The organism is Streptomyces sp. NPDC031132 (assembly GCF_055570595.1).
Genome location: NZ_JBVIGX010000006.1, coordinates 73,504 through 87,550 on the forward strand (window position 1 = coordinate 73,504; position 14,047 = coordinate 87,550).

Annotated in this window: 3 protein-coding genes; all 3 read left to right on the forward strand. The window is 69.3% G+C overall.

Features of this window, described 5'->3' with window-relative positions; all coding sequences use genetic code 11:
- The first annotated feature begins 541 nt into the window (after positions 1–541).
- From ACZ49B_RS11515 to ACZ49B_RS11525, 3 genes are read left to right on the forward strand one after another with little or no spacing between them, the layout of a single operon-like run.
- Positions 542–6,907, forward strand: coding sequence for a protein kinase domain-containing protein (locus tag ACZ49B_RS11515; protein WP_468303590.1), 6,366 nt, complete (start codon positions 542–544; stop codon positions 6,905–6,907).
- A 50-nt stretch (positions 6,908–6,957) separates the two neighbouring features.
- Positions 6,958–9,918: a helicase-related protein gene (locus ACZ49B_RS11520; RefSeq protein WP_468303593.1), complete on the forward strand. Its 2,961-nt coding sequence runs from the start codon at positions 6,958–6,960 to the stop codon at positions 9,916–9,918.
- Positions 9,918–13,982 carry an Eco57I restriction-modification methylase domain-containing protein gene (locus tag ACZ49B_RS11525; RefSeq protein WP_468303596.1) on the forward strand — a complete coding sequence of 1,355 codons (4,065 nt, stop codon included), beginning with the start codon at positions 9,918–9,920 and terminating at the stop codon, positions 13,980–13,982. Before ACZ49B_RS11520 ends, ACZ49B_RS11525 begins: the two co-directional genes overlap by 1 nt.
- Positions 13,983–14,047 lie beyond the last annotated feature (65 nt).

Genomic DNA, 14,047 nt, shown 5'->3' on the forward strand with positions numbered 1-14,047 from the left:
GTGGTGCGTCATCGAGATCACGTCAGCCTGGCGGGAATCACGATAAGCCGCAGGTCAGAGCAAATTTGCCACGTTATCAGGCAACCGTTCGGAGACCTCGAGCGTCACGGCGAGCAACAGGTCGGACGTTTCGGGGCCATGGCGGTCACACAACTGATTTTCCCGGAGGCCCGGAATTCCGAGGACGGCCACGCACAAGGAACTACCTACAGCCCGGCCTCTATCGTGCCCCACCATCCTCATCGTCGTCCGTCCCCGACGAGCCGAGGGTGCATGGAGCCTGGAGCGGCCCACTGCAGCCTGACGCAGAAGCAAACCGCCTCTCTCCGGAGCGTCGCGGCCGCCCCCGAAGCAGCGACCATCCCGCCCGGGGGACAGCCGACGGCTCGGTCAATGGAGCACCTGTGAATGAAGCCACCACCCACCCGTGCCTGTTGACTATGTCAACATAGCTGTGTAACCCTCGACGGTAACCCTTGGTATACACTCCATCCGGAATGTATCCATCTGGCGCGTAACGGGTGCAACACGGGGAGGGGCAGTGGCCCTGGAGACGGTGGACACGCGGTTCCGGATCACGGAATTCGTCGGGCGCGGGAACATGGGCGAAGTACACCGAGCCGAAGATCTCCATGCTGCCCCCGACTCCCCGCACAGGGAAGTCGCGATCAAGACAGTGCTGCGTGGGCGGACCGGGATCGCAGTCGACACCTCGGGGTCCAACACGGAGATCGACCGCTTCCGCCGCGAAGTGCGGATCATGCGCATGCTCTCCCACGGCCACCCGAACCTCACTCGTCTCATCGACGGTGGCGTCGACGAGACGCCGGGCGGCAGTGGTCTGCCCTACCTGGCCATGGAACTGCTGGACGGTCATCCCCTCGCCGATCTCATCGACGAGGAACCCCAGCTCCCGGTCTCCTGGGTCTCCGCCATCGGGGCGCAGATCGCCGCCGGCCTCACGGCCGCTCACACCGCCGGAGTCGTCCACCGGGATCTGAAGCCGGCCAATGTGATGCTGACCGGCGACGGCACCGTCAAGATCCTCGATTTCGGCATGGGTTCGATCGTCGACGATCCCGACCAGACGCGGCTGACGAGCACGGGCGTCAGCGTGGGCACGGCCCGCTACATGGCACCGGAGCAGTTCCGGGCCGAACGCGTCTCCGGCCTCGCCGACCTCTACGCCCTCGGCTGCATCCTGTACGAACTCCTCATCGGGCAGCCGCCCTTCTCGGCACGAACCCCGTACGAACTCTCCGAGCAGCACCAGCACGACCGGCCCCCGATCCTGACCTTGGTACGCCCGGACCTCCCGGCAGAGCTGGTCCGCCTGGTGGAGCGGCTGCTGGAGAAGGACGCCGAGCTGCGGCCCGAGAACGCCGCCCTGCTCCGTGACGTGCTGGTCCCGCTGGCGTTCGCACCGGACGAGACGGCCGCCCTGTTGGCTCCGCACTGGCAGGTGATGGATCCGGTGAAGCGGCTGCGCGCCCTGCTTCCCGAACGCGCCCCGGCAGCACCCGTACCCGTGCCGCGCAGGCAGCCGCGGCTGCCCGAGACGATGGACGTCTTCGGCATCCACTCGGAACTGATCAACGAGTACGAAAGCTTCACGAAGAGCGCGACGGTGATCCGGGACCCCCGTATCGAGGGCTTCGTCAAGGACGACCTGGCAAAGAAGTCACAGTGGCCGGACCCGTGGTTGTCTCTGAATCCGTTCTTCGCCGACGGCGGGCAGGTCACCGATCTCGTCCGGGACGGCGTGCTGCACCCCCGGTGCGCCGAGATCTTCCAGGCGGGAAAGAAGGAGAGCGCGCGGCGTCCGGACGGACGGCCGCTCACCTTTCACCTGCACCAGCGGCAGGCGATCGAGGCCGCCCAGGCCGGCGACTCCTACGTGCTGACCACGGGTACCGGTTCCGGTAAATCGCTGTCGTACATCGTCCCGATCGTGGACCACGTCCTCAAGGAGCGCGAGACGGCGGGCCCCCAGGCGGGGGGCCGGGTGCGCGCGATCGTCGTGTATCCGATGAATGCCCTGGCCAACTCGCAGCTCATGGAGCTGGAGAAGTACCTGCGCCACGGCTTCGGCGCGGGCCACGAGCCGGTCACCTTCGCCCGCTACACCGGGCAGGAGTCCGACGAACAGCGCCGGGAGCTGCGCAAGAGCCCTCCGGACATCCTGCTGACGAACTACGTGATGCTGGAGCTGATGCTGACCCGGCCGGACGACCGGTCGAGTCTCATCCGCATGGCGGACGGGCTGCAGTTCCTCGTCTTCGACGAGCTCCACACCTACCGGGGACGACAGGGCGCCGACGTGGCGTTCCTGATCCGCAGGGTCCGCGAGGCATGCCGTGCCTCCGCCACCCTGCAGTGCATCGGCACCTCCGCGACCATGTCCACCGAGGGCTCCTGGGAGGACCAGCAGCGCGAGGTTGCCAAGGTCGCCGGACGGCTGTTCGGGACGACCCTGCTGCCGAAGCGCGTCATCGGCGAGACTCTCGTCCGGGCGACCGAGGAAGCTCCGGCGATCGTGCCCGCCGAACGCCTGCGGGTACCGGCAGCTCCTCTCTCGTACGAGGCTCTGACGAAGGACTCGCTGGCCCGCTGGCTGGAGTCGCGGTTCGGGCTGGAGCGCGAGAAGGAAACGGGGCGGCTGCGCCGTTGTGCCCCCGGGACCGTCGAGGCCGCGGCCGTCGATCTGGCCGACGAGTCCGGGGTATCCGAGGAGAAGGTCTGCGAGGCGATCCGCACCACGCTGGAGGCAGGCTCGCGGGCGAAGCATCCGGTGACGGAACGCCCCCTGTTCGCCTTCCGGTTGCACCAGTTCCTCTCCAAGGGCGACACCGTCTACACGACGCTGCAGGATCCGCTCAGCAGGCCGCTCACCCGTACGTACCAGCTGGAGCAGCCGAACAGCGGCGGCATGCCGCTCTTCCCGCTGGCGTTCTGCCGGGAGTGCGGGCAGGAGTACCTGACCGTCTGGCGCACCGAGGAGCAGGGTTCGTTCCGGTACGAGCCGCGCCGGGACACGTCCGCCTCGGGCGGCCGTGACGGTGAGGGGTATCTGTACCTCGGCATCCCCGGCGAGGACTACGAATGGCCGGCGGATCCTCAGACGGCCGTGGACGACCGGCGGTTGCCGGAGTCGTGGCTGGAGCCCGACGCGCAGGGTGTGACCGTCGTCAAGAAATCGTACCGCCCTCGGGTTCCCAAGCGCGTCGTCGTGGATCCGTTCGGGAACGAGTCGGGAGAGGGTCTGACGGCCGCGTTCGTCCCGGCGCCGTTCCTGTTCTGCGTGCACTGCCAGGTTTCCTACGAGCAGACGCGCGGCCGGGATTTCGCCAAGCTGGCCACGCTGGACCAGGAGGGCCGTTCCTCGGCCACCTCCCTGATCTCGGCGTCGATCGTCAAGTCCCTTCGGGCCGTACCCGAGGACAGTCTGGGCAAGGAGGCACGCAAGCTCCTCACCTTCGTCGACAACCGCCAGGACGCCTCGCTCCAGGCCGGCCACTTCAACGACTTCGCGCAGGTGACCCAGTTGCGCGGAGCCCTCTACGAGGCCGCCCTGCGGGCAGGTGAGGAAGGGCTACACCACGACGACCTCGCCGAGGCGGTGACCGCCGTGATGGGGCTGTCGACGCGCGAGTACACCGGAGGGGCGTCCCTGGCCCCGTCGATGGAGCGCCGGGCGGCGAAGGCCTTCCGGGACGTCGTCGGGTACCGGCTCTACCGGGACCTGGAGCGCGGCTGGCGCATCACGATGCCGAACCTCGAACAGACCGGGCTGCTGCGGATCGACTACGAGGACCTGGCCTGGATCGCCGCGCAGCCGGACCGCTGGGAGTTCGCGCACGCGGAACTCCGCAACGCCGACCCCGCCCTGCGTGAGGAGGTCGCCCGGACGCTGCTCGACCACATGCGGCGGGCTCTCGCCATCGACGTCCAGTACTTCCGCGACGACTTCGACGCCCTGCAACGGGCGAGCGAGGAGCGCCTGACCGGTCCGTGGGTGCTCAGCGAGGGCGACCGGCCCGCGGTCGGTACCGCCTACCCGTACGGCTCGCGCCCGGGCATGGAGCGCACCGCTCTCTTCCTGTCCGCCCGAGGCAAGTTCGGCAAGTACCTCCGCCGGAACATGCCCGAGCTGCGCGAACTCCCTCCCGAGGACGTCCAGGGCATCATCGAGGACCTGTTGAAGGTGCTGCTCGCGGCGGAACTGGTCCGCGAGGTGGACGCGACGCCCGAGCGCTCCGGACCGGCATTCCGCCGTGCGGCCGCACAGAAGCGAACCGGATACCGGGTGTCGGCCGCGGCCCTCGTCTGGCGCGCGGGGAACGGCGAGCGCGGCGCGGTCGACCCGCTGGCCCGTACCTACAACCAGGGCGAGGGACCCCGCGTCAACCCCTTCTTCCGCGACCTCTACCGGACGGCGGCGGCGGAGCTGGCAGGGCTGTTCGCCCGGGAGCACACCGCGCAGGTCACGCCGGAGGACCGGCTGGAGCGCGAGCGGCAGTTCCGCAGCGCCGAACTCCCGCTGCTGTACTGCTCGCCGACGATGGAGCTGGGCGTGGACATCTCCTCGCTCAACGCCGTCCTGATGCGCAACGTACCGCCGACGCCCGCGAACTACGCGCAGCGTTCGGGCCGGGCGGGCCGTTCCGGTCAGCCCGCGCTGGTGGCCACGTACTGCGCCACCGGTAACAGCCACGACCAGTACTACTTCCGCCGTTCCGAGAAGATGGTGGCCGGCCAGGTGACGCCGCCGCGTCTCGAGCTGGCCAATGAGGACCTGGTCCGCTCCCATCTGCAGGGCATCTGGCTGGCCGAGACCGGCATGAAGCTGGGGACCGCGATCCCGGACGTCGTCGACGTCGCCTACGACCCGGATGCCGGCGACCGGCCCGATCCGCAGATGGCGCTGCCGCTCGTCGACGGAATCTGCGACCTGTCGCTGGACGAGGGAGCCCGCCGCCGCGCCGCAGCAGCAGCCCGTACCGTCCTCAACCCGCTGATCAAGGACCTCGCCGCCACCACATGGTGGTACGACGAGTGGATCGAGGACCGGATCGAGCGCGCCCCGCAGCGGTTCGACGACGCCTTCAACCGCTGGCGCGAGCTGTTCCGGGCGGCTGTCATCGACCAGTACGAGCAGAACAGGCGCGTCGTCGACCACACCCTGTCGCAGGGCGAGCAGAGCCGGGCGCGTACCCGCCGCCGCGAGGCCGAGACGCAGACGAACCTGCTGCTGAACCGCTCGTCCGACAACAAATCGGTGATGAGCGACTTCAACCCGTACCGGTACCTGGCATCCGAGGGGTTCCTTCCCGGCTACAGCTTCCCGCGGCTGCCGCTGGCCGCGTACATCCCGCGCTCCGGCAACCGCCGCAACGCCGACGGCGACTATCTGCAGCGTCCCCGTTTCCTCGCGATCCGCGAGTTCGGCCCCGGAGCGCTGATCTACCACGAGGGTGCCCGCTACCAGGTCACCCGCGTTCAGTTGCCGCCGGACGCCTCGGGCGATCTGGCAACGGCGGAGGCGCGACGCTGCGACGGCTGCGGCTACCACTACGCGGTCAAGGTCGGCGCCGACGTCTGCGACATGTGCGACGAGCCGCTGAGGAGCAAGCGGACCGGACTGCTGCACCTGCACACCGTGTACACCACGCCGCGCGAGCGGATCTCCTCGGACGAGGAGGAGCGCCGCCGGGCCGGCTTCCGGCTGGAGACCTCGTACGCCTTCCAGGAGCACGGCGCCCGCAAGGGCCGCCTCACCTCGCACGTCACCGACGCGGAAGGAGCACCCGTCCTCGACCTGGACTACGGCGATTCGGCGACCGTCCGCATCACCAATCTCGGCCGCGTCCGCGACAAGGAAGGCGAGCCGGACGGCTACTGGCTCGACCTGGGCGACGGCCGCTGGCTCAACGACCGGGCCGCCGCGGACGCCATCGAGGGGACCGGCATGCCGGTGGTCGACGAGGACGGGAACGAAAAGCGCCGCAAGCGGCGTGTCCTGCCCTACGTGGAGGACCGTCGCAACATCCTCGTGGTCACCCTCGACGAGCCGCAGCCCGAGCCGGTGGCTCTGTCGGTCATGTACGCGCTGGAACGGGGCATTGAGGCGGCGTTCGAGCTGGAGGACTCCGAGCTCACCGCCGAACTGCTGCCTCCGGACGACGGTCCGCGGCGGCGCATCCTCTTCATGGAGGCGACCGAGGGCGGCGCCGGTGTGCTGCGGCGCATCCAGCACGACAAGGGCGCCCTCGCGAGGGCGGCCCGGACCGCCCTGGAGATCTGCCACTTCGACCCGGTGACCGGCAAGGACGAGGCCGAGGACGAGGTCGGGCTTTCGATCGACGAGCAGTGCGCCCGGGGCTGCTACGTCTGTCTGCTCAGCTACGCGAACCAGACCCACCACCGTCGGCTGAGCCGGCACAGCGCCAAACCGCTGCTCATGCGGCTGGCCGGGGCCCACACCGAGCGGGAGGACCGGGGCGAGTCGCGCAGCGAGCAGTTCCGCAGGCTCGCGCCGGTGGTCGACGTCGCACGCGGCGCGCAGCCGTCCACGGCGCCGACACCGACGCCGCTGGAGGCCGATCTGGGGGCACTGGTCGCCGGCGGCGACCTGCTCGGCTGGCTCCGGGCCAAGGGCTACCGGCTGCCCGACGAGGTCGAGGTCTTCGTCCCGGAGGCGGGTGCCCGCCCGGACCTCGTCTTTCGCCTGGCCGGAGCCAGCCTCGCCGTGTTCGTCGACGGCCCCGGCCGTACGGCCGACTCGATGCGCGACATCGAGGCCGGCTACCGCTTGGAGGACGCCGGCTGGGACGTCCTGCGGTTCCCCACGGACGCGGACTGGGACGCCATCACCGGGCACAACGCCGACTACTTCCACCTGCGTTGACCCATCTCCCCAGACCTTCCTTTCTCGACCTCTAGGAACTGAGACAACTCATGAGCCTCACGTACTCGGCCGGCTCCCTGGTCACCGCCCGTGGCCGGGAATGGGTGGTGCTGCCGGAGAGCACCGACGCCATGCTGGTGCTGCGCCCGCTGGGCGGGAGCGATGACGACATCGCGGCCGTTTTCCCGTTCGAAAAGGTGGAGCCGGCCGAGTTCGCGGCTCCGAGCCCGACCGATCTGGGCGACCAGCGGGCCGCCGGCCTGCTGCGCACGGCGCTGCGCATCGGGTTTCGTTCGGGCGCGGGCCCGTTCCGCTCGCTGGCGTCGATCGCCGTGGAGCCCAGGGCGTACCAGCTCGTGCCGCTGCTCATGGCACTGCGGCAGCGCACGGTGCGGCTGCTGATCTCGGACGACGTCGGCATCGGCAAGACGGTCGAAGCCGGTCTGATCGCCAAGGAACTGCTCGCGCAGGGCGAGGCGAGCCGCCTCGCGGTGCTGTGCGCCCCGGCCCTCGCCGAGCAGTGGCAGTCCGAACTGCGGGAGAAGTTCGGCATCGACGCCGAGCTGATACTGGCCTCCACGGTGTCGCGCCTCGAGCGCGGTCTGGAGCTGGGCCAGTCCCTGTTCGACAAGCACCCGTACACCATCATCTCCACGGACTTCATCAAGTCGACCCGGCACCGCGAGGACTTCGTCAAGCACTGCCCCGACCTGGTGATCGTCGACGAGGCCCACTCCTGCGTGGCCGCCGACGACACCGCCCAGGGCGGTACTTCCTCCTCGGCGAACCAGCTCCGCTACGAGCTGCTGCGCCGCGTCTCCGCCTCCCCCGACCGGCACCTGCTGCTGCTGACCGCGACCCCGCACTCCGGCAAGGAGGCCGCGTTCCGCAACCTGATCGGCCTCGTGCGGCCCGAACTCGCCACGCTGGACCTGGAGTCCCCCAAGGGGCGAGCCGAGCTCGCCAAGCACTTCGTGGCCCGCAAGCGCGCCGACGTCCGTAACTACCTCACGAAGGAGGACGGCCTCGCCGACGACTCCCTGGCCGAGCGGACCGCCTTCCCGTCGGACCGCTGGACGAAGGACGAGCCCTACAAGCTGACGCCCGCCTACCGGGCGCTGCTGGACGACGCCATCGCGTACGCGCGCGATCGCGTCACAGCGGCCGGGGAGCAGGGCAAGCGGGAGGCCCGGATCGCCTGGTGGTCGGTGATCGCCCTGCTGCGCTCGATGGTTTCGTCACCGGCGGCCGCCGCCCAGACCCTCAAGACCCGCTCGGAGTCGGCGGCCGCCCGCACCGCCCAGGAGGCGGATCTGCTGGGCGCCCCGGTGGCCTCCGACTCCGCCGAGAACGACCGCCTGGAGGGCATGGACGTCGCCCCGGGCGCCGCCGAGTCGGAGGAGGCGGGAGCCCGGCTGCTCGAACTGTCCCAGCGGGCCGCGCAGCTCGTCGGTCCGGCCGAGGACGCGAAGCTGAAGGCGCTCATCCGGCACCTGAAGGGCCTGATCGCCGACGGCTACCACCCGATCGTCTTCTGCCGCTACATCCCCACCGCCGAGTACCTCGCCACGCAGCTGGAGGGAAAGCTCGGCAAGAAGGCCCGGATCGCCGCGGTGACCGGCACGCTCTCCCCGCAGCAACGTCTTGAGCGCATCGAGCAGCTCGCCACCGGCTCGGCCGAGGACGCCGCCGACCCGGCCGTCCGCCGCGTGCTGATCGCCACCGACTGCCTGTCCGAGGGCGTCAACCTCCAGCACCACTTCGACGCCGTCGTCCACTACGACCTGGCCTGGAACCCGACCCGGCACGACCAGCGCGAGGGCCGGGTCGACCGGTACGGGCAGAAGCGCGACCAGGTCCGGGTCATCACCATGTTCGGCGAGGACAACGGCATCGACGGCAAGGTCCTGAAAGTGCTGTTCGAGAAGCACCGGCAGATCCTGAAGGACCTCGGTATCTCCGTCTCCGTCCCGGACGAGACTGCCTCCGGTGTCACCGACGCCGTCGTGGAGTGGCTGCTGCTGCACGGACGGCAGGGCAGCCAGGAGAGCCTGTTCGAACTGGACGGCCACCAGGAGTCTTTCGACCGCATCGAGCGCGAGTGGAACTCCGCCGCCGAGCGGGAGAAGACGTCCCAGTCCAAGTACGCCCAGCGCACGATCCACCCGGAAGAGGTGGCGCGCGAGGTCGCCGCCGTACGCGCCGCGCTCGGCGGCGCCGACGAGGTCCGCGGCTTCGCCCTGGAGGCACTGCGGGACTTGGACGCCCTGGTCCGCACTGCGACGTCCTCTGGGCGCGACGACTCCGGTGACTTCACCGCCCAGCCCGGCGGCACCCCGGCCGGTCTGCGGGACGCGCTCGCCGCCACGCTCGGCGGGCGGATCGTCGAGGAGGACCGCGAGATCCCGTTCCGCACCACGCCGGCGATCGCCCGCGGCGAGGCGGCACTGGTCCGCACCGACCCGGCGATCGGCGCCATCGCGTCGTACGTCCTTGACTCCGCGCTGGACGCGAAGACCCCCGGCCCCCGCCCGGCCCGCCGCTGCGGCGTGGTCACCACGGACGCCGTGACCGCCCGCACCACGCTCCTCCTGGTCCGCTACCGCTTCCACCTGACACTGCCGTCCCGTAAGGGCGATCAGCAGCTGGTAGCCGAGGACGCGCGGCTCCTCGCATACGAGGGGATGCCGGCGCGCGCCCGCTGGCTGGACGACGACGCGGCGGCCGCTCTCCTCACGGCCCTCGCGAGCGGCAACACCCACGAGCTGGCCGCCCGCAACGCCATCACCAAGGCTTTGGACGGCCTGCCGGAGCTGGCCGAGCACCTCACCGCGTACGGAACCCGCCTGTCCGGCGAGCTCGACGCCTCGCACCGCCGGGTGCGCAAGGCCAACGAGGAGATCGTCCGCGGCCTCAAGGTCGTCCCGCAGGAACCGGCCGACGTCCTCGGCGTGTACGTCTACCTGCCCCCCATCGCGTCCGCCCCCACCGTGTCCGGAGCCGAAGCCTGATGTCCGCCGCCACCCGCAACGCCCTGGCCTTCACCGCCGTCACTCCGGTCGGCGGTCTGCTCCCCTCCGACATGCTGCTGCGCATCGCCGAGGCACGGAACCTCCCGGGCACCAAGTCCGCCGACTACGGCCTGCCCGCCTCTGTACCCGTACGGCTCGAGGCCGAGCGTGCCTGGGAGTACCTGAAGCCGCTCTGGCGCGACCTGCGCGCCGCCCTGCCCTCGCACCCGGAGACCGGCGCGCCCGCTGCCGATCCAACGGGCCGCGCCGGCACCGACTGGCTGGCGCAGCTCTTCCGCAAGCTGGACTTCGGCGCGCTGACGGAGGTCGGCGCAGAGGGCATCCCGGCCGACTCCGACCCGGACAAGCGCTTCCCGGTCTCCCACCGCCACGGCCCGGCCCTCATCCACCAGGTCCCCTGGAACCAGGACCTCGACAACCGCCCGGCCCCCGGCCAGGTCCCCGCCCAGTCCATGGTCCAGGACTGCCTCAACCGCACCGAAGCCCACCTGTGGGCGGTCGTCACCAACGGCCGCCGACTCCGCCTGTTGCGCGACTCCTCGTCCTTCTCCACAGCGGCCTACGTCGACGTCGACCTCGAAGCCCTCTTCGACGGCGAGCTGTTCAGCGAGTTCGTGCTCCTGTACAGCCTGCTGCACGCCTCCCGGTTCACGGTGCCGGAGGGCACGACGCCGGCCGGGTGCTGGCTGGAGAAGTGGCGCGCCGAAGCCGTCACCTCCGGCACCCGCGCCCTGGACCAGCTGCGCCGGGGCGTACAGAACGCCCTGACCGTCCTCGGCACCGGCTTCCTCCGCCACCCGGACAACGGCGCACTGCGGGAGAACACCGACCCGAAGGCCCTCCGGGACGCCCTGCTGCGCCTCGTCTACCGGCTGCTGTTCGTCTTCGTCGCCGAGGACCGCGGCGCGCTGCTGGACCCGGAAGCCGGTGAGGGGCCGCGGGACGCCTACGAGCGGTACTTCTCCTCCGCCCGCCTGCGCGAGCGCGCCCGCCGCCGCCAGGGGACGGCCCACGGCGACCAGTACGAAGCCCTGCGCATCGTCCTCGAAGCCCTGGGCACGGAGGGCGGACGCCCCGAGCTAGCCCTGCCAGGCCTCGGCGGCCTGTTCTCCGACACCGACACGGATGCTCCGCTGGGCGGCCTGAAGCTGTCCAACGAGTCGCTGCTCTCCGCCGTCCGCCACCTCGCCCAGGTCCGCGACTCGGGCGCGCGGCGGTGGCGGCCCGTGGACTACCGGCACCTGGACGCCGAGGAACTGGGCTCGGTCTACGAGTCCCTGCTGGAGCTGGAGCCGAAGCACTCGGCGACGGACCGCTCCTTCGAGCTGGTGGAGGTCGCGGGCAACACCCGGAAGACGACGGGCAGCTACTACACCCCGTCCTCCCTCATCGAGTGCCTGCTCGACACCACCCTCGACCCGGTGATAAACGACGCGGTCAAGCGGGGCGAGCAGCGGGCCACCGCCGCCGGCCACCCCGACCCGGCCGACGGCATCGTGGCCGAACTGCTGTCCCTGACGGTCTGCGACCCGGCGTGCGGCTCCGGCCACTTCCTGGTGGCGTCGGCCCGGCGCATCGCCAAGCGGGTGGCGTCGGTCCGCGAGCGCAACCCAGAGCCGACGGACGGCGCCGTGCGGCATGCGCTCCGCGAGGTCGTCGCACGCTGCATCTACGGCGTCGACCTCAACCTGATGGCCGTAGAGCTGGCGAAGGTGTCGTTGTGGCTGGAGGCGATGGAACCGGGCAAGGCGCTCGGCTTCCTGGACGCCCACGTCAAGCACGGCAACGGCCTCATCGGCGCGACTCCGAAGCTGCTGGCTGACGGCGTCCCCGATGACGCCTTCAAGCCGCTTGAGGGCGACGACCGCAAGTACGCCTCTGCCCTCGTCAAGCGCAACAAGGCCCAGCGAGGCGGCCAGGACGAGCTTCTGTTCGACACGGAGCCCCTGCCGGGCAACGAGCGGTACGCCGTTGAGCTGGCCCGGATCACCGCCGCTCCGTCCGATTCGCTGGAGGATGTGCACGCCCAGGAGTCCGCCTACCGTGCGTACACGAAGTCGTCCACGTACGTCCAGGATCTCCATGCCGCCGACGCGTGGTGCGCAGCCTTCGTCTGGCCGAAGTATGTGGGGGCGCCGGAGGCGCCGACGGACCAGATGTTCCGTGCGCTGCGGGGCCGGGACCGGTCGACTGTGCCGGACGCGACCGACAAGCAGATCCTGGAGTTGCGCGACCAGTACCGATTCTTCCACTGGCACCTGGAGTTCCCGGAGGTGTTCGCCGTCCCGGCGTCGGGGGCCGGCGTCCAGCTGGGGACCGGGTGGGTCGGCGGGTTCGACGCGGTGGTGGGGAATCCGCCATGGGACAGCGTGAACTTCCCGGAGACCGAATTCTTCGCCGTGCGCGCACCGGAAATCGCGGCGACTGACAACACAGCCGCTCGCAAGAAAAGGATCCAAGCACTCAAAGGCGACCCGGACACCGTCCAGCTGTACAGCGAATACGAGGCCGCAAAGCGAAAGGTATACGGCGAGAGTCACTTCTGGCGCACCTCCAGTCGCTTCCCCTTGACCGGTCGGGGAAATCTCAATCTCTATGCACTATTCGCCGAGGGAAACCACATCCTCACCTCGAACAACGGGCGCACTGGTGTCCTCGTCCCAACTGGCATTGCTACGGACTCTCGCACGCAGTACTTCTTCAAGGATCTCGTTACTCGCAGCTTGCTGTCGGTTCTCTTGGACTTCGAAAACCGCAACGGATTGTTCCCAGCTGTAGACTCCAGAATGAAGTTCTGCATCCTCTCCCTAGGCGGAGTTTCCCTCCCGACTCGGGCAGCCCAGTTCGGCTTCTTCCTTCTGGATCCCGCCGAGTTCCATGACCCGAACAAGACCTTTCCACTCACCCGCGAGGAGATCAATCTTCTCAACCCGAACACCGGTACTTGCCCGATCTTCCGCAGCCGCCGGGACGCCGAGATCACCCTGGGGATCTATCGCCGCATGCCTGTGCTGATTGACGAGACAAAGAAGTCGGGAGGAAACACCTGGGACATCTCGTTCATGACCACGTTCCACACCTCACACGAATCGCACCTACTCCGCCCCGACGTCCAGAACGGCGAGACCTTCGACGACCTCATGGCGGCAGGTTGGAACCTCGACGGGAATGTCCTAGTCCGCGGAAAGGAGCGCCTGCTCCCTCTGTACGAGGCCAAGATGCTCCACCACTACGACCACCGCTGGGCGACCTACACCGAGGACGGCTCCGTCCGCGACTTCACCCTCGCAGAAAAACAGGACCCCGAGAAGGTGCCTCTTCCACACTATTGGGTCCAGGAACATGACATCCCCACTGGAAAGTTCAACAAAGACGCCGAGGAGATCCAAGCCCCTGGTGTCCGCAGCCGCCTGGCCGCCAAGGGATGGGACCGGGAGTGGCTCTTCGGCTGGCGTGACATCTGCCGGGCGAATGATGAACGCACACTGATCGCAGCGGCAGCGCCTGCCCACGGCTTCGGCCACAAGTTCTTGCTAGCCCTCGCCCCGCAGGCGGCATTGCTCACCGCGGTCTGGTCCTCGTTCGTCGTTGACTATGTTGCTCGGCAGGCCGTCGGCGGCACCTCGATGAGCTACTTCATCGTGCGGCAGCTGGCAATTCCCTCCCCCGACCAGCTCGCCCCCCACACAGAGTTCATCGCCCCTCGCATCCTCGAACTCGCCTATACCGCATCCGACATGGGCGTATTTGCTCGCGACCTCGGTGACAGCGGCGCGCCCTTCCGCTGGGACACTGGCCGCCGAGCCGTCATGCGTGCCGAGCTGGACGCCCTCTTCTTCCACCTCTACGACATTACTCGCGAGGACACGGCCTACATCCTGGACACCTTCGACATCGCCCACGACAACGACATGAAGGCACACGGCGAGTACCGCACCAAAAATCTGATCCTTGCCGAGTACGACCGGATGGCCACCGACGGTCTGACCGACTACCGGTCCACCCTCACCCCTCCCCCCGGCCACGGCCCCCGTCACGACTGATCCGCCTCTGGGGTGGCCGCGTCTACGGTCACCCCAGGGAGTGCCACCCGCTCGACCTCGAATAT